Consider the following 18,021-nt stretch of genomic DNA (forward strand, 5'->3'; position numbering starts at 1 on the left):
CGTTCGCGTTAGGGCCTGGGCGCCCCGGCGGACAGTGTTCATGACGGGGGTACGGGGATCGCCCCACCAATAGACTCCACCACATGCCCGTCCCGCGCCTCGCCGTCTCCGTCGATCTCGTCGTGCTCACCGTGCGGGAACAGCGCCTGTGCGCGCTGCGGTGGCGGCGCGACCGCCCGCCGTACGAGGGGGCGTGGTCGCTGCCGGGCGGGTTCATCCAGCTCGACGAGGACCTGCCCGTCGCCGCGTCCCGGCTGATGGCGGAGCGGGCGGGGCTCGCGGACGTGCGGATCCACCTCGAGCAGCTCGCCACCTACGGGTACCCCGACCGCGACCCGCGCCAGCGGGTGGTCAGCGTCGCCTACCTGGGGCTGGCGCCGGATCTGCCCGCGTCGAGCCGCGCGCAGGTGCTGTGGACGGCCGTGGACGAGCTCGTCCACCACGACAAGGCGGCGTTCGACCACCGGCGGATCCTGTGCGACGGGATGGAGCGGGCGAGGGCCAAGCTGGAGTACACGTCGCTGGCGGCCGCGTTCTGCCCGTCCGAGTTCACCGTGGCGGAGCTGCGCCGCGTCTACGAGATCGTCTGGGGGACGAGCCTCGACCCGCGGAACTTCCACCGCAAGGTCACCGGCGCCGACCGCTTCCTCATCCCCACCGACCGGACGACGACGCGGGACGGCGGCCGTCCCGCGCGGCTGTACCGGCGCGGCGACGCCGAGCAGCTCCGCCCGCCGATGCTGCGGCCGCGCGCCTCCTGAGCCGCGCCTTCGGCGGGGCTTCTCGAGCAGGGCCGATTTCAGCGCGTCGCCGGATGGTTGCTAGTTTCGCAAGCCATGAACGGTGACTCGCCCGAAGCGCTCGGCGCGCTCGTCCAGGACATCGGAGACGCCGGCATCGCGCACATGGCCGACACCCCGGGCCTGGCCGCGGCGGTCGACCAGCACGTGGCCAGCCTGCGGGAGGAACTCGGCGCCGCCGGGAGGCAGGAGCTGCTCCGGTACCTGCACCGGTTCGCCGAGGACGCCGTCAACCGCGGCTGGTGGCCGGAGAACGTGCGCGACTGGGAGTTCGTCCGGATCGTGGCGGTCTGCTGGATGATGCGGCATAGCTCGTAAACGCGAAGCTCGTGACGGCGTACCGCGTGTTCGGGGGCGCTGCGTAGGCTGGCCCCATCACCCCTGTGCAATCTGGAGGACAACGGTGTCCGAGGCAACCACTCCGCGCTTCCGCTCCGTCCTCGACCGGTTCGTGGCTTACAAGCCCGGCAAGGTCGTGGTGTCGCCCGAGGGCCGCTCGTTCAAGCTGTCGTCGAACGAGTCCCCGCACGGGCCGCTCCCGTCGGTCGTGGACGCGATCGGCGAGGCCGCCCGGAACGTCAACCGCTACCCCGACAACAACGCCACCGCGCTGACCGAGGAGATCGCGTCGTTCTGCGGCGTCCCCGCCGACCACGTCGCCGTGGGCTGCGGTTCCGTCGGCGTCACGCAGATGCTCCTGGAGGCGGTGGCCGAGCCGGGCGCCGAGGTGGTCTACGCGTGGCGGTCGTTCGAGGCGTACCCGCTGCTGGTGTCGCTGTCGGGCGCGACGGGCGTCCAGGTGCCGCTGCGGGACGAGACGCACGACCTCGCCGCGATGGCCGACGCGATCACCGACCGGACCCGGCTGGTCTTCGTCTGCAACCCGAACAACCCCACGGGCACGGCCGTCCGCCGCGCCGAGCTGGAGGCGTTCCTGGACCGCGTCCCCGCCGACTGCCTCGTCGTGCTGGACGAGGCGTACCGCGAGTACATCCGCGACGACGAGGTCCCCGACGGCCTCACCCTCTACGGCGACCGCCCGAACCTCGCGATCCTGCGGACGTTCTCCAAGGCGTACGGGCTGGCCGGCCTGCGCATCGGCTTCCTGGTCGCGCACCCCGTGGTGGCGGAGGCGATCCGCAAGACGTTCCTGCCGTTCAGCGTGAACTCCGTGGCGCAGGCGGCGGGCGTCGCGTCGCTGCGGGCGACGGACGAGCTGCTCGAACGCGTCGAGGGGACGGTGAAGGAGCGCGACCGCGTCCGCGGCGCCCTCGTCGCGGACGGCTGGACGGTCCCGCCGACCGAGGCCAACTTCGTGTGGCTGCGCCTCGGCGAGCGGACGATGGAGTTCTCCGAGGCGTGCGACGCCCAGGGGGTGAGCGTCCGCCCGTTCCCCGGTGAGGGCGCCCGCGTCTCGATCGGCTCCCCGGAGGAGAACGACGCGTTCCTGGCCGTGGCCAGGTCCTTCATCCGCGGCTGAGCCGGGCGCGGTCGAGCCGAGCGCGGTCGAGCCGGGCGCGCCGTCCCGGGTGCCGGGGCGTCCGGCACCGGGGACGGCGGTGCGCTCAGCCGGTCTTCGCGGGCCCCAGCTTCTCGACGATGAGGCGGTAGAGCTGCCGGGGGCGGCCCGGCTGCGGTGTCCGGTTCGGGGGCAGCGGCCAGGCGAGACCCTCCTCGACGAGGGTGCGCAGGAGGCGGCGGGCCGTGCGGGGCGTGACGCCGAGCATCTTGCCGGCGTTCTCCGCGTCCACGATCAGCGGCTGCTCCTGGTCACCGAGCTTGTCGGCGAGACGCGCCAGGATCTCCAGGCCCTTGGGCTTGGCCTGCGGCGGCGTCCGCGGCGGGGTGCGCGGCGCGGGGACGAGTGCCCGGCCGTCGCGGTCCAGGGCGAAGCCCTGCGCCCGCTGCGAACTCTGCGACCGGGCCAGCGCGGCGCGGGCGTGGTTCTCCGCCTCGTGCGCGGTGCGGCCCATGCCGATGCCGACCTCGATCGCGAGGCCGAGCTCCTCGCGGACGCGTTCGACGAACGGCGGCGTCCGGAACCCCTCGGTGGACGCGGTGACCGAGCCGCGCGTCGCGATGACCAGGTAGCTGTGGTCGTCCAGCGGCCACACCGACGCGTTCATCCGGTGCGCCTCCTGGAGCAGCACCCGGTGCAGTGCGAGCTTCAGCTCGTCGCGCCAGTACCGGGGGGTGACGCGGCGCGGCGTCTCGCGCAGCGTCGGCACGTCCACCAGCACCACGACGAGCTGCGACTCCTCCAGCCGGTGGTGCGCGCCGAGCAGCGCCGCCGTCTGCAGCGAGCTGCGGATCGCCGCGCCGGTCGGGCGGACCCGCAGCGTCGGCACGCCGGCCATCTCCATCCGCTCCGCGGTGGCGTGCACGCAGGTCATCGCGACGGTCGTCGCGCCGCGCCGCCACAGCCGCTCGTGGAAGGCGGCGAGCGTGCCGGGGCCCGCGGCCTCCTCGCGCAGGTGGACCTGCTCGGTGCCCAGGCTGATCTCGGAGTACGCCTCCTCGACCTCGGCGCGGCCGAGCACGTCGATGCTCACCCTGGCCGGGTCGAAGCGGTCGTCGAGGGACGCCCGCAGCAGGGCGCCCTGCAGGGCGGCACCGTTCAGCGGGACGTACGTCGCCGGCATGGTCAGCACGCCCGCCTTGCGTGCGAAGTCGTAGGGGACGGGGCTGGCGAACAGGCATACGTCGACGCCCGATCCCAGCCGCACGACCTTGTCGGCCGCCTCCTGTTCGTCTCGGTATGCGGCGGCCACCAGCCGGCTCGGTACCGGCGTGGGGCCGTGGCCCATGAGCATGACCCTTTCGACCAGGTCATGCGGGCCTACGACGCCGATCGTGAGGTCGGGGGTGACCGATCCCGTTCGTGCGGCCGTCATCGATGATCGCTCGCTTCCGGTCCATCCTCTCGGCGGGGGTCCGACCCCGACCACGCGTTCGCGCACGCTCCGCCTAACGGTTGACTCATGGCTTGTCGCCCTGCCTTCTGCCCAGCACCGCAGTTCCCGTGCGATCCGCCTTCCCACAGCCCCCACCCGCCACCCAACAGCGGAAGAGACCTTCTTGCCACAGCCCCCACCCGCCACCCAACAGCGGAAGAGACCTTCTTGCCACAGCCCCCACCCGCCACCCAACAGCGGAAGAGACCTTCTTGCCACAGCCCCCACCCGCCACCCAACAGCGGAAGAGACCTTCTTGCCTCAGCCCCCACCCGCCGCCCTTCAGCGGAAGAGACCTTCTTGCTTCAGCCTCGCCCGCCATCCGTCAGCGGAAGAGGCCTTCCCGCAAGCCCCTTCCGCTTCTTGACAGCGGAGAGGACTTCCTCGTCACCCCCGCCCGCCGGCCAGAGCGGGAGAACCCTTCTGCTGGCAGATCGGGTCGGGGCGGCGATGTGTGACACCCAGACGCGAAATCGAATCAAGAGTGCGGCGAAAAAGTAACCTACGGGACCCCCTGGTCAGTAATTTGTCACCATTCGGCCAGCCTTGATCCTGCATCTTCGGGTGTCCGAAGTTGAAAAACAAGACCCGAAAACACCCGAAGGGGTCCCTCGCGGCGCTCTCGCGCACTAGAGAGACCCCTTCGGGATGCGTTTGGTTTACCAGCGGGCGGTGGCTCGTCCGTCCCGCTGCCGTGCCGCCGGGAAAGACGAGTGATCCGTTGTTCCAGGGCCGGTGATCACTGACGGTGAATTTTCACCGGCTTACGGTCCGGCCGAAGCGGACCGTTCCACCGGTTTACTTCCCAGCTCAGCAGATTGTCAGGACGCCGTGCGGGGCGCTACTGGGAAGCGCTGCGTAACCGATTCGTAACTCCCTGCCGCGACGCTTCCCGCCTTCGCGTTACAGCGCTCGTCAGGCGGCACGTCAAAGTTGGTCAGGACGGGGCCACAATCGGCCGAATCGAGCCGTCCGGATGTCCCGGTGCGGGACGGCTCCGGACGGCTCCGTGCGGTTGCAGTGCGAACCGGCAAGTGCGAACCGGCAAGTGCGGGCGGGCTCTTGCGGGCGGGCACTTGCGGGCTAGTCGGCCTCGCGGACGATCTCGGCGCCGAGCTGGGAGAGCCGCTCGGCGGTGTGCGCGTGCCCGCGGTCGAGGTAGTAGGCGGAGGTGATCGTCGTCTCGCCCTCGGCGGCGAGGCCGGCCAGCACCAGCGCGCTGCCGCAGCGCAGGTCGTGCGCCTCGACCTCGGCGCCGCGCAGGGCGCCCGGCCCGTTCACCTTCGCGCGGTTCCCGTCCACCTCGATGTCGGCGCCCATCTTGCCGAGCTCGTCGGCCAGCTTGAACCGGCCGTCGAAGATGCGCTCGTAGATGTAGGACGGGCCCTCCGCCAGGCAGGACAGCGCCATGATCGGCGACTGCAGGTCGGTGGCGAAGCCGGGGTACTCGTCGGTGATGACGTTGATCGGGCGGAGCGTCCGCTCGCGGCGGACCTGGAGCACCGCGCCCTGCTGGTTGAAGTCGACGCCCATCTGCTCCAGCTTGTCGGCGGCGACGCCGAGGTGCTCCAGGCTGGCGCCGACGAGGCTGAGGTCGCCGCCGGTGATCGCGGCGGCCATCACGAAGACGCCGGCGTCGATCCGGTCGGGCATCACGGTGTGCTCGACGGCGGTCAGCTCGTCCACGCCCTCGACGGTGATGAACCCGGTGCCGCCGCCGCCGATCTTGGCGCCCATCGCCTGCAGGATGGCGATGTTGTCCAGCACCTCGGGCTCCAGCGCCGCGTTCTTGATCAGCGTGGTGCCGTGCGCCAGCGCCGCCGCCATGATCAGGTTCTCGGTGCCGGTGTGCGACGGGGTGTCGCAGTAGAGCGTTCCGCCGCGCAGGTCGCCGGCCTTGATGTGGATGATGCCGTCGCCGTTGTCGGCCACGTGCTCGGTGACCGTGGCGCCCATCCGCTTGAAGCCGTTGTAGTGGAAGTCGAGGTTGCGGCTGCCGAGGTTGCAGCCGCCGACGCCCTCGATGACCGCCTCGCCGAGGCGGTGCAGCAGCGCCGGGACGAACAGGAACGATCCGCGGAACCGGGACGCGATCTCCGCGGGCAGCACGGGGCTGCTCAGCGACGACGCGTCGATCACCAGGGTGCGCTCGGTCTCGTGCAGCTCGGCCTTCGCCCCCAGGGCCCGCGCGAGCTCCACCGCCCGCCGCACGTCCTCGATGATCGGGACGTTGCGCAGCACGGTCCGCCCCTTGGCGGCCATCAGCGAGGCGCCGATCATCGGCAGGACGGCGTTCTTCGCGCCCTGGATGAATACGGTGCCGTGCAGCTGCCGGCCCCCGCGCACGCGGTACCGAACCTCGTGGCCCATGCTCATGCCGCCTGATCTCCTTCTCGGGTGCGGAAACGTGCCGTCAAGTGGGAGCACGAGGGCCGAGCGCGCCGAGCGGTGTCCCCCCTCTGCGCCAACGCGGCCCCAGTAAACCATCGGCACGGACGTGTATTACCCGCCCGAGCCACGGTGACGTCGGTCTGTTTGTTGAGACACGCGAAACGCCCCGAAGGTTCGCCTCCCGAAGGGAATTCCCAAGGTGAGCGTAGGGGGCGGCGTGCCGACAGGACGCAGTCTACGGTGATCTTCGGGCAGCCTCGGACGGCGCGGAGAGCCCTGCCCGGCGCCCCGCCGCGTCCCGTCAGAGCGCCTCCAGGACCTCGACCCGGTCGCCCAGCCTGAGCGTCCCCAGGGAGCGGGGGACGCAGTTCTGGCCGAACTGGATGCCGCGGTCGCGGGTGCGGTAGGTGGCGAGCGTCCGCAGCGGCTCGCGCCCGCGCTCGGCGGTGTCCTGGTCGGTGGTGGTGATGATGCAGCGGCTGCACGGCTTGACCGCCTCGATGACGGTCTCGCCGACGCGCAGCAGCCGCGCGGAGTCCTCGCCGAACGCGCCGAGCCCCTCGACGACGAGGCTGGGTCGGAACCGGGTCATCGGCAGCGGCTCGGCCAGGCGGCCGTTGAGGTCGGCGAGCGACTCGGCGGAGATCAGCAGCAGCGGGTAGCCGTCGGCGAACATCACCTCGCCGCCGCCGCGCCTCGTGGGCCGGTGGCCGGTGAAGCGCACCAGCCGGCAGTCCCGGTCGAGCAGGTCGGAGAACCACGCGGCCGCCTCGTCGCCCTGGTCGACGCCCTGGCACTCCGAGCGGGCGAGGGTCACGTCCCGGACCTCGCCGTCGCTCGTGGCCTTGTGGACGAGCGCCGGGACGTCCGGGGCGCGCACGGTGAGGATCTCGCCGTCGTAGGACGGGCGCAGCAGCGCCATCTCCGCGTGGTCCCGCTGCGACAGGAAGCGGCCCTCGGGGGTGACGAGCATGAACTCGCGGTCGTAGCGCAGGCCGGTGGCCAGCAATTCGGCGCTGCGCAGGGAGGTACGGCCGCCGCTCTTGAAGGGGTAGATGTTCAGCTCGATCAGGGTCGCGGTCAAGGTCCCTCCCGTGGGGCCGGCGCAGGAATCAGCGGAGTTCGGCCAGGCGGTCGAACACCGGGCCGAGACGTTCGACGAAACGCTCGGGGCGGCACACTTCATCCAGGCGCGCCTCGTCCAGCGCGAGGTCCGCCTCGGCGGCGTGCTTGCGGAGCGTCTCGCGGAACGGCGTGCCGCTCTCCCACGTCTCCATCGCGGCCTTCTGGACGAGCGGGTATGCCTCGTCGTCGCGTGACATGCCCGCCTCGACCAGCTCCAGCAGCACGGTCGAGGTGTAGATGAGGCCGCCGGTCGAGTCGAGGTTGGCCCGCATCTGCTCCGCGTCCACGACAAGTCCGGACATGAGGCGATTGGTGAGGTTCAGCATGTAGTCGAGGGCGATGGACGCGTCCGGCAGCGCGATCCGCTCCGTGGACGAGTGCGAGATGTCCCGCTCGTGCCAGAGCGGGATGCCCTCCAGCACCGGCACGATCTGCGCCCGCACGATCCGCGCCATCCCCGCCAGCCGCTCGGAGATGATCGGGTTCTTCTTGTGCGGCATCGCCGACGAGCCCTTCTGGCCCTTGCCGAACGGCTCCCACAGCTCGCGGACCTCGGTGCGCTGCCCGTGCCGGACCTCCAGCGCGACCGCCTCGCACACCGTCGCCATGATCGCCAGCGCCGACACCCACTCGGAGATCCCGTCGCGCATCACGACCTGCGTCGACACGTCCGCGCTCCGGAGCCCGAGCTTGCGCGCGACGTGCAGCTCGACCGCCGGGTCGATGTTGGAGTACGTCCCGACCGCGCCGGAGATCGCCATCACGCCGACGGCCTCCCGGGCGCGCCGGAGCCGGTCGCGGGAGCGGGCCATGGCGAACGCGAAGTCCGCGACGCGGTGCCCCCACACGTCCGGCTCGCCGTGGATGCCGTGCGTCCGCCCGACCCGCAGCGTCGCCCGGTGCTCCAGCGCGTGGTCCCGCAGCGTCGCCACGAGCGCGTCGGCCTTCGCTAGCAGGATGTCGGTCGCCTCGACGAGCTGCAGCGCGAGCGCGGTGTCGAGCAGGTCCGACGACGTCATGCCGAAGTGGACGTACCGCGCGGCCTCGCGGGGCTCGGTGTTGTCCGCCCACGCCGAAAGGAAGGCGATCACGTCGTGCTGCGTGACCGCCTCGATCTCGTGCACCGCCTCCGGCGTCGGCGGCGGCGCCTTGCGCACCGGCTCCACCACCTCCGGCGGGATCGTGCCGGCCTCCGCGTGGGCCTCGACGACGAGGACCTCCACCCGGCACCACAGCTCGTACTTGTGCGCGTCACTCCAGACGCGCCCCATCTCCGGAAGGGTGTAGCGCTCAATCACCTGCTCATTATTGCGTTGCCTGGGCGTCGGGCCCTGGGGGGCCCTCCTTCGGCGGCACCGCGGTGCGATCGCTGCATCGCTCCGGCTCGCCTAGCGGCTCGCTGCGCGATCAGGTTTCTCGCAAGCTCGAAACCTGCCTTCGGACGCGATCGCGACGATTGGGCTTAGTGCGTGGCTGCGGCAGTGGCCGGTGTGGTCACGTTGGCGGGCGGCTCGTTACAGGGCGGCGATGTCGGTGCGGTGGTGGGAGCCGCGGAGGGTGATGTTGGACAGGGCCTCGTAGGCGGTGGCGCGGGCGGTGGGTACGTCTGGGCCGGTGCCCACGACGTTGAGGACGCGGCCGCCGTTCGCGACGAGGCGTCCGTCCGCGTCCAGCTTCGTGCCCGCGTGGAGGACGTAGGCGCCATCGACCTTGGCTGCCTCGTCCAGGCCGGTGATGACGTCGCCCTTCACCGGGGCGGACGGGTAACCCTCCGAGGCCAGGACGACGGTGACGGCCGCGCCGGGACGCCATTCCGGGCGGAACCGCGGGTCGAGGCCACCGATCGCGCAGGCTTGCAGCAGCGACGCCAGGGGTGTGGCCAGGCGGTCCAGGACGACCTGGGCCTCAGGGTCACCGAACCGGGCGTTGAACTCCACGACCCGCACACCCTTGGACGTCAGCGCCAGCCCCGCGTACAGGACACCGACATAGGGGATCTCGCGGCGGCGCATCTCGTCCACGGTGGGCTGGATGACCGTGGACATGACCTCGTCCACCAGGCCGGGCGGTGCCCACGGGAGCGGCGTGTAGGCGCCCATGCCGCCCGTGTTGGGTCCGTCGTTGCCGTCGTAGGCGCGCTTGAAGTCCTGCGCGGGGAGCAGCGGAACGGCGTGCTGCCCGTCGGACAGGGCGAACAGGGAGACCTCGGGGCCGTCCAGGAACTCCTCGATCACGACGCGCTCGCACGAGGTGGCGTGCCGGTGCGCGGCGGCGCGGTCCCCGGTCACGACGACGCCCTTGCCCGCGGCCAGGCCGTCGTCCTTCACCACGTAGGGCGGGCCGAAGGAGTCCAGCGCCTCGTCCGCCGCCGCGGCGGTCTCGCAGATCCGCGCGTCGGCGGTCGGGACCCCCGCCTTCGCCATGATCTCCTTCGCGAACGCCTTGGACGCCTCGATGCGGGCGGCGGCGCGGTCGGGCCCGAAGCAGGGGAACCCCGCCTTGCGCAGCGCGTCGCCGACCCCCGCGACCAGCACCGCCTCGGGGCCCGCGACCACCAGGTCGGCCCGGAGCCGCCCGGCCAGCTCGGTCACCGCGACCGCGTCGGTCGGGTCCAGCTGGTGGTTGTCCGCGATCTCGGCCGTGCCCGGGTTCCCCGGGGCGCAGTGGAGGGCGGTGACGGCAGGGTCGCGGTGCAGGGCGCGGGCGAGCGCATGCTCGCGGCCACCCGATCCAAGGACGAGTACTCGCACGTCACGCGAGCATACTGGGCGCCGGCGCGCCCGGCCGCCGGGTGACCGCGCTCACGCCGGGGACCAGCGAACATATCGGTTCCGGGCGGCGTCCCAAATGTCGGCTGATAGGCTGCCACCGGCTTGACCGAGGTGTGAAAGGAGGTGGTCGGGATGAGTCCTGGTGATCCTTGCGGTTCGCCGGAAAACCCTCACAGTCCGAACCGGACTGTCCGACCGTCCGCCTCCGTCTGGCGCCCGGCCATCGACTTCGCGCGCTCCCTTCGCTGACCAGCCGGGGTTGAGCGCGCGCTACGTGCGTGGCCGGCGGGTTAGGAGCACCTCATGGCCATGACACGAGTCCGCCCGAGCCGCGTCCTGTTCAAGACGCGCCGGCCCACCGGGGTCCAGGCGCCGCACCGCGGCTCCGCCGTCATCGACTGGGCCGCCTACATCGACGGGCACCGCGTCTCCACCGACACGGTCGCCGACGCCGTCCGCCTCATCCGCGACGGCCGCCTCGTCCCCGAGGGGGAGAGCGCCGGCTTCGTCTGGGTCGGCCTCCACGAGCCGTCCGCCACCGAACTCGCCGACCTCGCCGAGGTCTTCGGCCTCCACCCGCTCGCCGTCGAGGACGCCATCCACGCCCACCAGCGGCCCAAGCTGGAGCGCTACGACGACGTCCACTTCGTCGTCATGAAGACCGTCGGGTACGTCGCTAGCGGGCCCGGCGGCGCCGAGGTCGTCGAGACCGGCGAGATCATGCTGTTCTGCGGCCCCGACTTCGTCGTCACCGTCCGGCACGGCGCCCACGGCGAGCTCACCCCCGTCCGCCGCGACCTGGAGAAGCAGCCGGAACGCCTCGCGCTCGGCCCCGCCGCCGTCGTGCACGCCGTCGCCGACCGCGTCGTCGACGGCTACGTCTGCGTGGCGGACGCCGTCATGGAGGACATCGACGAGGTCGAAGAGGCCGTCTTCTCCCCCGAGCGCACCGACGAGTCCCGCCGCATCTACCGCCTCAAGCGCGAGGTCATCCAGCTCAAGCGCGCCGTCGGCCCCCTCGCCGGCCCGCTGCGCAACCTCTCCGGCCGCCGCTTCGTCCCGGCGGAGATAAAGGAGTACCTCCGCGACGTCGAGGACCACCTCACCCGCGTCCGCGAGCAGGTCGAGTCCTACGACGAGCTCCTCAACCCCATCCTCCAGGCCCACATGACCCAGGTCACCGTGGCCGACAACAAGGACATGCGGAAGATCTCCTCCTGGGGAGCCATATTCATGGTCCCCACCGCCATCGCCGGCGTCTACGGCATGAACTTCGACTTCATGCCCGAGACCGAATGGCGCTACGGATACCCGATGATCCTCTGCGTCATCGGCCTGGCCTGCTTCTCCCTCTACCGGGGCTTCCGCCGCAACGGCTGGCTGTGATCATTGCATTGCCCTTGGCGGTCGGGCCCTGGGGGCCCTCCCTTCGGCGGGCAATGCGTGCGATCGCTGCATCGCTCCGGCTCGCCTAGCGGCTCGCTGCGCGATCAGGTTTCTTGCTTCGCTCGAAACCTGCCTTCGGACGCGATCGCAGGCGTTGAGGTTGTTGCGGGGTTGCTGTGGTGGCTGAGGTCGGCGCGTCTGGAATCAGGCGGGTTTGCGTAGGTGCTGTAGGCGGTCGGGGTAGTCGGTGACCAGGGCGTCTGTGCCGTAGTCGATCAGGCGAGTTGCTTCTTCTGGGGTGTTGACCGTCCAGGCGGCGACCTTGAGGTTGTGCGAGTGGGCCTGGTCGACCAGTTCCGGGGTGGTGAGGACGTGTTCCGGTGACAGGAAGTCGGCGCCGATCTTCGCGGCGGCGGACACGGGGTCGTCAGCGGGGAGGCCGGCCAGCCAGCGGGTGGTCGGGGCGAGGGTCTTGCGCTCGACCAGGGCCACCCGGGGAAACTCCGGATGGCTGCGGGCGGCCTCGGTCAGGACGCGCCAGTCGAAGGCGAGGATTCTGGAGCGGCCGGTCACGCCCGCGGACGTCAGCACGGCCGTCACAGCGGCCGTGAGGCGCTCTACGGCCTCGACGGGCCAGCCGGGGTCGGTCTTGAGTTCTACGGCCAGTGTGACGCCCGTGGGGGCCAGCAGGGCGCAGGTCTCGGCGAGCGTCGGGATGGCCGCGCCGGGGACGGGGATCTGGGTGAACGCCTCGTGGCGGCGGGAGCCCGCGTCGAGCGTGCGTAGCTGCGCGGCCGTCAGGTCGCGGATGCGCTTGCCGACGTAGGGGAAGGCGGGGTCGCCAGGCCACGCGGGGGCGGTGTCGGTCAGGTTCACCGGGGACAGCGTCTGGTCGTGGTTGAGGACGACCGTGCCGTCGGCGGACATGCCCACGTCCAGTTCGATCGCGTCCACGCCCAGTTCCAGGGCGTGGGCGAAGCCGGGGAGCGTGTTCTCCGGGCGGAGACCACGCGCTCCCCGGTGGCCGTGGACTTCGACCACGTCAGACCAGCGACCGCAGAGACAGCGTCTGGTCGCGCCCCGGGCCCACGCCGATCGCGGAGATGCGGCAGCCGGACATCTCCTCAAGAGCGCGGACGTACGCCTGCGCGTTGGCCGGGAGGTCCTCGAACGTCTTGGCGCCCGTGATGTCCTCCTGCCAGCCGTCCAGGTACTCAAGGACGGGCTTGGCGTGGTGGAACTCGGTCTGCGTCATGGGGAACTCGTCCACACGCCGGCCGTCGATCTCGTAGGCGACGCACACCGGGACGCGCTCCAGGCCGGACAGGACGTCCAGCTTCGTGAGGAAGTAGTCCGTGATGCCGTTGACGCGGGTGGCGTAGCGGGCGATGACGGCGTCGAACCAGCCGCAGCGGCGGTCGCGTCCCGTGGTGACGCCGTACTCCCCGCCGGCCTTGCGCAGGTACTCGCCCTGCTCGTCCAGCAGCTCGGTGGGGAACGGTCCAGAGCCGACACGGGTCGTGTACGCCTTGATGATGCCGATCACCCGGGTGATCCTCGTCGGGCCGACGCCGGAGCCCGCGCACGCGCCGCCCGCCGTCGGGCTGGACGACGTCACGAAGGGGTAGGTGCCGTGGTCGATGTCCAGCAGCGTGCCCTGGGCGCCCTCCAGCAGGACGACCTTGTCGTCCTCCAGGGCCTTGTTCAGGACGGTCGCGGTGTCGGCGACGAACGGCCTGAGCCGCTCGCCGTAGGTCAGGTACTCCTGGACGATCGGCCCCGTGTCGATGCGGCGCCGGTTGTAGACCTTGGTGAGGACCTGGTTCTTCTCGCGCAGCGCCAGGTCGAGCTTCTGCGTGAGGATGTTCGGGTCGAACAGGTCCTGGACGCGGATGCCCATCCGGTTGATCTTGTCGGCGTAGGCGGGGCCGATGCCGCGGCCGGTGGTGCCGATCCGGGCCTTGCCGAGGTACCGCTCGGTGACCTTGTCGAGCGCCCGGTGGTGCGGCATGATCAAATGCGCGTTCGCCGAGATCAGCAGGCGCTCGCAGGAGATGCCGCGGTCCCGCAGGCCGTCGATCTCGCCCAGCAGCACGGCCGGGTCGATCACCACGCCGTTGCCGATCACGGGCACGACGTCCGGCGACAGCACCCCGGACGGCAGCAGGTGGAGCGCGTAGCTCTTGTCGCCGATGACGACGGTGTGGCCCGCGTTGTTGCCGCCCTGGTAGCGGACGACGTAGTCGACGTCCCCGCCGAGGAGGTCCGTGGCCTTGCCCTTGCCCTCGTCTCCCCACTGCGCCCCGACCAGAACGATGGCAGGCATGCCACTTTCCCTTCCCACGACGAAGGCCCCTGTCGCCGCAAGTAGCGATGGGGCCTCTTGCGATCAAAGCCTACCTTTCCGCGGAAGCTGAGGAAACCGCACCTCACCTCCCGCGGAACGCTCGATCGGCTCGCCGGTCCGTCAGCTCGTCAGGACGTCCGCCGCGGTGGGGCTGCTGTCGCGGAGGAACGTCTTGCAGCGCTCGGCCTCGTGGTCCTCGCCGATGGCGGCGGCGGCCCGGCCGAGGGCGTGCAGGGCGCGCAGGAAGCCGCGGTTGGGCTCGTGCTCCCAGGGGACGGGGCCGTGGCCCTTCCAGCCGGCGCGGCGGAGCTGGTCGAGCCCGCGGTGGTAGCCGGTGCGGGCGAAGGCGTAGGAGTCGATGACGCTGCCGTTGGCGAACGCGCGGTCCGCCAGTTCGGCCCACGCGCCGGTGTAGTCGGGGTGGCGCGCGGCGACCTCGAACGGGTCGATGCCGTTCTCCAGCGCCGTCCGGGCTTCGTTGTTGTCCGGGAGTTCGGTCGGAGGAGGCCCACCGAGCAGGTTCTGGGTCATGCGCCTCATCGTAAGCAGCCCGGACGCCGTGCCCCCACCCCGGGTCGGACCGGCGCCCGTCGCGGCCGCGTCAGGAGTTGGTTCGCTCGGCGCCCCAATGCGGTGAGCGCGTGCGGACCGCCGGATTCGCCGTCGCCGCCGCGGCGGTGCCGGTTGCGGCCATCGCCGCGAGCGGCAGCCGGAAGTGCGCGGAGCCGCCCTCGGTGGTGGAGCGGGCGGCGGGCCAGCCGTGGTGGACGAAGCGGATCGCCGGCCGGTTCTCGAGGACGACGTCCGCGTCGAACTCGGTGACGCCGCGCCGTCCGGCGAGCTCGGTGAGGCAGCCGACCAGGACGGACCCGAGGCCGCGGCGCTGCCAGGGGTCGGTGACCAGGACGGCGATGTCGGCGCGCCAGGGCCGCTTCTTGTCGCGGACGTACTCGGCGATGCCGGCGATGTCGTCGCCGTCCAGGGCGACCAGGGCGTCGCGGTCCCAGTGGTCGAGCCCGTCGAGCAGGCCGACGTAGTGGTCGGGGAGCCGGGGCGTGCCCGAGAAGAACCGGGTGTAGAGGCTGGCGGACGACAGCCGCTCCGACATCCGGTGGACGCGGTCGTGGTCGGTGATCCCGTACGGGCGGATCCGGAGATCGTCCAGCGCCGGGTCAATGTGGGCCGCGCTGCGCACATCGAGTTGCTTCATGCAACTTATTGGACCGCAGAAAGTTGCGTGAAGCAACCCTATTTTTTCCTCAGGCGGCCGGGCCGGGGCGCGGTTCCACGTCGGACGGGCCGAGGGAGACGCCGCAGACGTCGCAGGTGAACTGCGGCGTCAGGCCGCCTTCGCAGCCGCGGTGCCCGACGATCAGCGGCGGGCCGTCGGGGGCGTAGTGGCGGTCGCCCCACATCAGCAGGGTCATCATCGCCGGCCAGAGCTCGACGCCCTTGCGGGTGAGCCGGTACTCGAAGCGCTCCGGGCGCTCCTGGTACGGGACGCGGCGCATGATCCCCTCTTCGCACAGCCGGTTCAGCCGGTCGGTGAGGACGTTGCGCGCCACGCCCAGCGCGTCCTGGAAGTCGTCGAAGCGCCGCACGCCCTCGAAGGCGCTGCGGATGACGAGCAGTGTCCACCGGTCGCCGACGACCTCCAGCGACCGGGCGATCGAGCAGTTCTGCGATTCGTAGGTGCGGGGCAGTGCCACACCGCCAGCCTACGTGGTTTCGTCAAGCAACCCAGGAGGCCGGGCGGGCCCGGCGCTCGCCGAATCGAGCGCCGCGCCGCCCGGCCCCGCCGGTTCCTCCGCTACTTGAGCTTCTGGCCCGCGGACTGGAGGCTCTCCGCGGCCTGCACGATGCGCGCGGCCATCGACGTCTCGGCGGCCTTGCCCCACGAGCGGGGGTCGTACTGCTTCTTGTTGCCGACCTCGCCGTCGACCTTCAGCACGCCGTCGTAGTTGCGGAACATGTGGTCGGCGACCGGGCGGGTGAACGCGTACTGGGTGTCGGTGTCGATGTTCATCTTGATGACGCCGTACGACACCGCCTCGCGGATCTCCTCCAGCGAGGAGCCCGATCCGCCGTGGAACACCAGGTCGAACGGCTTCTCCTTGCCGTACTCGGCGCCGACCGCCTCCTGGATCTCCTTGAGCACCTCGGGACGCAGCTTGACCGAGCCCGGCTTGTAGACGCCGTGCACGTTGCCGAACGTCGCGGCGAGGATGTAGCGGCCCTTCTCGCCCACGCCGACGGCCTCGGCGGTCGCGAGCGCGTCACCCGGCGTCGTGTAGAGCTTCTCGTTGATCTCGTGGGCGACGCCGTCCTCCTCGCCGCCGACGACGCCGATCTCCATCTCCATGATGATGCGGGCCTTGGCGCACTCCTCCAGGAGCTCCTCCGCGATCCGCAGGTTCTCGTGCAGCTCGACGGCGGACCCGTCCCACATGTGCGACTGGAACAGCGGCTCCTCGCCGCGCGCCACCCGCTCCTGCGAGATCTCGACCAGCGGACGCATGAAGCCGTCCAGCTTGTCCTTGGGGCAGTGGTCGGTGTGCAGGGCGATGTTCACCGGGTACTTGTCGGCCACGACCCGGGCGTACTCCGCCAGCGCGGTCGCGCCCGTGACCATGTCCTTGACGGTGGAGCCCGAGAGGTACTCGGCGCCCCCGGTGGACACCTGCACGATGCCGTCGCTCTCCGCCTCGGCGAAGCCGCGCAGCGCGGCGTTCAGCGTCTGGCTGGACGTCACGTTGATCGCGGGGAACGCGAAGCCGTCGCGCTTCGCACGGTCGAGCATCTCCGCGTAGACCTCGGGCGTTGCGATGGGCATTGATCAGCGTCCTTTCAATGGGTCGGTGCCGGTGGGCATCCGGCCGGGCGGAAGCACCCGGTCGTCCACGTACCCGGGGTGAGCGCCCGGCCACACGAATTCCGGGTCGGGCATGCCGTCCACCATCAGTATCCCGCCTTCTCCGAGCGTGTGGAAAGGTACGCTCGCCGTGTGGAGCTCATGACCCTTCCCCTCAGTATCACCGAGTGGCTGCACCCGACCGCCTGGCTGCAGCTCTTCGGCACATTCGCGACGATCGGCGTCATCGCCATCATCTTCGCCGAGACCGGACTGCTGTTCGGCTGCCTGCTACCCGGTGACTCGCTGCTGTTCACGGCGGGGATTCTGACGGCGGTCTCCACCGTCAACGGGCAGGAGTTCCAGCCGCTGTCGCTGACCTGGCTGATGATCGGCGGTCCGATCGCGGCCATCGCCGGCGCCCAGACGGGCCACTGGCTCGGCGAGCGGTACGGCCGCCGGCTCTTCGACCGCCCCGACTCCCGGATCTTCCGGCAGGAGTGGGTCGAGAAGGCCGAGTACTACTTCAACCGGTTCGGCCCCGCCAAGGCGGTGGTCCTGGCCCGGTTCATCCCGATCGTGCGGACGTTCCTCAACCCGCTCGCCGGGATGCTCGGCATGGACCGCCGCAAGTTCCTCGTCTGGAACACGGTCGGCGGCGTCCTGTGGACGGAGTCGCTGTTCCTGCTCGGTCACTTCCTCGGCGCCAACGTGCCGGAGATCGAGTCCTACATCCTGCCCGGTGTCGTGGTGATCGTGCTGCTCTCGCTCATCCCGATCATCCGTGAGGTGATGAAGGGCGGGCCCAAATCGGACCAGGGTCCGAATAAGAATGGCCCCGAAGAGTCACGTCCGTCGCTCAGCGGTGACAGTTATCGCTAACCTCCCCATGTGGGACGTCATCGGTCGGACCCTAGGGGTCTCGCGCGCATTCTGATCGCGGTCGTTGCCGTGGTGGCCGCCTTGGCACTTCTCGTCGTGGGCGCCATGGCTCTGGTCGACGCGATATCCGGCGAGCCCGAACAGAAGGGCCCGGTCAATTCCGGCACGCCGTCCGGCGAGGAGAGCGGTGGTGGCGGGGGTGGGGGCGACCCATCCCCGACCAACAACGCCACCTCGCCGCAGTCGGCGGTCCCCCTCGTGATCCGCGTGATCGGCCAGCCCACCACCGTCGTGGTCCGGGTCGCCGACGCCCAGGGCAAGGTGCTCACCAACGGCCAGCTCAGCAGCGGCGACATCCTCCAGTACGACGAGGCGCCCCTCCAGGTCGTCGCCACCAACGGCGGCTCACTGCAGGTGACCATCTACGGCGAGGAGCAGCCGCGGAAGCCGAACGGGCAGCGCGGCCAGTGGTTCGTCGGCGAACGCTCCTGACCGCGCTCGACCGACTGCGTTC

The 18,021-nt window shown here is 70.9% G+C and carries 17 protein-coding genes; 6 read left to right on the forward strand and 11 right to left on the reverse strand.

Annotated features, from left to right (window positions below):
* The first annotated feature begins 83 nt into the window (after positions 1-83).
* The 3 genes from IEZ03_RS14760 to hisC all read left to right on the forward strand — a co-directional run bounded on the left by IEZ03_RS14760 (position 84) and on the right by hisC (position 2,280).
* The gene (locus IEZ03_RS14760; protein WP_132047195.1) at positions 84-761 is read left to right on the forward strand and encodes an NUDIX hydrolase; all 678 of its coding nucleotides are present in this window, start codon (positions 84-86) and stop codon (positions 759-761) included.
* Positions 762-836: 75 nt separating this feature from the next.
* The gene (locus IEZ03_RS14765; protein ID WP_132047193.1) at positions 837-1,118 is read left to right on the forward strand and encodes a DUF6401 family natural product biosynthesis protein; all 282 of its coding nucleotides are present in this window, start codon (positions 837-839) and stop codon (positions 1,116-1,118) included.
* Between the two features lie 85 nt (positions 1,119-1,203).
* On the forward strand, positions 1,204-2,280 hold the full coding sequence (gene hisC, locus IEZ03_RS14770; RefSeq protein WP_184878954.1) for a histidinol-phosphate transaminase: 1,077 nt from the start codon (positions 1,204-1,206) through the stop codon (positions 2,278-2,280).
* A gap of 85 nt (positions 2,281-2,365) precedes the next feature.
* Here hisC and IEZ03_RS14775 read toward each other — a convergent pair whose 3' ends face one another.
* The 5 genes from IEZ03_RS14775 to purD all read right to left on the reverse strand — a co-directional run bounded on the left by IEZ03_RS14775 (position 2,366) and on the right by purD (position 10,020).
* Entirely contained in the window at positions 2,366-3,694 is a 1,329-nt protein-coding gene (locus IEZ03_RS14775) for a transcriptional regulator (RefSeq protein ID WP_184878956.1), read from the reverse strand.
* A 1,143-nt stretch (positions 3,695-4,837) separates the two neighbouring features.
* The gene (gene murA, locus IEZ03_RS14780) at positions 4,838-6,124 is read right to left on the reverse strand and encodes a UDP-N-acetylglucosamine 1-carboxyvinyltransferase (protein ID WP_184890253.1); all 1,287 of its coding nucleotides are present in this window, start codon (positions 6,122-6,124) and stop codon (positions 4,838-4,840) included.
* A gap of 322 nt (positions 6,125-6,446) precedes the next feature.
* Positions 6,447-7,229 (reverse strand): MOSC domain-containing protein, encoded by a 783-nt coding sequence (locus IEZ03_RS14785; RefSeq protein WP_184878958.1) that lies wholly within the window; start codon positions 7,227-7,229, stop codon positions 6,447-6,449.
* Between the two features lie 28 nt (positions 7,230-7,257).
* Entirely contained in the window at positions 7,258-8,568 is a 1,311-nt protein-coding gene (gene purB / locus IEZ03_RS14790; RefSeq protein ID WP_184878960.1) for an adenylosuccinate lyase, read from the reverse strand.
* A 216-nt stretch (positions 8,569-8,784) separates the two neighbouring features.
* Positions 8,785-10,020, reverse strand: coding sequence for a phosphoribosylamine--glycine ligase (gene purD, locus IEZ03_RS14795; protein ID WP_184878962.1), 1,236 nt, complete (start codon positions 10,018-10,020; stop codon positions 8,785-8,787).
* A gap of 324 nt (positions 10,021-10,344) precedes the next feature.
* Here purD and IEZ03_RS14800 point away from each other — a divergent pair, with 324 nt between their 5' ends.
* Positions 10,345-11,427, forward strand: coding sequence for a magnesium and cobalt transport protein CorA (locus IEZ03_RS14800; protein ID WP_184878964.1), 1,083 nt, complete (start codon positions 10,345-10,347; stop codon positions 11,425-11,427).
* A 204-nt stretch (positions 11,428-11,631) separates the two neighbouring features.
* Here IEZ03_RS14800 and IEZ03_RS14805 read toward each other — a convergent pair whose 3' ends face one another.
* The 6 genes from IEZ03_RS14805 to fbaA all read right to left on the reverse strand — a co-directional run bounded on the left by IEZ03_RS14805 (position 11,632) and on the right by fbaA (position 16,607).
* Complete coding sequence (locus tag IEZ03_RS14805; protein ID WP_184878966.1) at positions 11,632-12,468, reverse strand: glycerophosphodiester phosphodiesterase family protein; 837 nt, start codon at positions 12,466-12,468, stop codon at positions 11,632-11,634.
* 1 nt (position 12,469) lies between these two features.
* A complete protein-coding gene (locus tag IEZ03_RS14810) occupies positions 12,470-13,753 on the reverse strand; it encodes an adenylosuccinate synthase (RefSeq protein WP_184878969.1) in 1,284 nt (427 codons plus the stop codon).
* Positions 13,754-13,894: 141 nt separating this feature from the next.
* Entirely contained in the window at positions 13,895-14,314 is a 420-nt protein-coding gene (locus IEZ03_RS14815; protein WP_221480509.1) for a DUF3151 domain-containing protein, read from the reverse strand.
* A gap of 61 nt (positions 14,315-14,375) precedes the next feature.
* On the reverse strand, positions 14,376-14,984 hold the full coding sequence (locus IEZ03_RS14820) for a GNAT family N-acetyltransferase (protein WP_184878973.1): 609 nt from the start codon (positions 14,982-14,984) through the stop codon (positions 14,376-14,378).
* A gap of 49 nt (positions 14,985-15,033) precedes the next feature.
* Positions 15,034-15,483 carry a winged helix-turn-helix transcriptional regulator gene (locus IEZ03_RS14825; protein WP_184878976.1) on the reverse strand — a complete coding sequence of 150 codons (450 nt, stop codon included), beginning with the start codon at positions 15,481-15,483 and terminating at the stop codon, positions 15,034-15,036.
* 101 nt (positions 15,484-15,584) lie between these two features.
* Entirely contained in the window at positions 15,585-16,607 is a 1,023-nt protein-coding gene (gene fbaA / locus IEZ03_RS14830) for a class II fructose-bisphosphate aldolase (protein ID WP_184878978.1), read from the reverse strand.
* Between the two features lie 180 nt (positions 16,608-16,787).
* Between fbaA and IEZ03_RS14835 the strand changes: the two genes are divergently transcribed.
* Both IEZ03_RS14835 and IEZ03_RS14840 read left to right on the forward strand, forming a co-directional pair.
* On the forward strand, positions 16,788-17,507 hold the full coding sequence (locus IEZ03_RS14835; RefSeq protein WP_184890254.1) for a DedA family protein: 720 nt from the start codon (positions 16,788-16,790) through the stop codon (positions 17,505-17,507).
* Positions 17,508-17,588: 81 nt separating this feature from the next.
* Complete coding sequence (locus IEZ03_RS14840) at positions 17,589-17,999, forward strand: RodZ domain-containing protein (protein WP_184878980.1); 411 nt, start codon at positions 17,589-17,591, stop codon at positions 17,997-17,999.
* Positions 18,000-18,021 lie beyond the last annotated feature (22 nt).

Source organism: Actinomadura livida (genome assembly GCF_014648675.1).
GTDB classification, from domain to species: Bacteria; Actinomycetota; Actinomycetes; order Streptosporangiales; family Streptosporangiaceae; genus Spirillospora; species Spirillospora livida.

Bases quoted from the DNA above. Each gene is read 5' to 3' on its own strand.
- IEZ03_RS14760 (WP_132047195.1), top strand. From the start codon at position 84: ATGCCCGTCCCGCGCCTCGCCGTCTCCGTCGATCTCGTCGTGCTCACC.
- IEZ03_RS14765 (WP_132047193.1), top strand. From the start codon at position 837: ATGAACGGTGACTCGCCCGAAGCGCTCGGCGCGCTCGTCCAGGACATC.
- IEZ03_RS14775 (WP_184878956.1), bottom strand. From the start codon at position 3,694: ATGACGGCCGCACGAACGGGATCGGTCACCCCCGACCTCACGATCGGC.
- murA (WP_184890253.1), bottom strand. From the start codon at position 6,124: ATGGGCCACGAGGTTCGGTACCGCGTGCGCGGGGGCCGGCAGCTGCAC.
- IEZ03_RS14800 (WP_184878964.1), top strand. From the start codon at position 10,345: ATGGCCATGACACGAGTCCGCCCGAGCCGCGTCCTGTTCAAGACGCGC.
- IEZ03_RS14810 (WP_184878969.1), bottom strand. From the start codon at position 13,753: ATGCCTGCCATCGTTCTGGTCGGGGCGCAGTGGGGAGACGAGGGCAAG.
- IEZ03_RS14815 (WP_221480509.1), bottom strand. From the start codon at position 14,314: ATGAGGCGCATGACCCAGAACCTGCTCGGTGGGCCTCCTCCGACCGAA.
- IEZ03_RS14820 (WP_184878973.1), bottom strand. From the start codon at position 14,984: ATGAAGCAACTCGATGTGCGCAGCGCGGCCCACATTGACCCGGCGCTG.
- fbaA (WP_184878978.1), bottom strand. From the start codon at position 16,607: ATGCCCATCGCAACGCCCGAGGTCTACGCGGAGATGCTCGACCGTGCG.
- IEZ03_RS14835 (WP_184890254.1), top strand. From the start codon at position 16,788: ATGACCCTTCCCCTCAGTATCACCGAGTGGCTGCACCCGACCGCCTGG.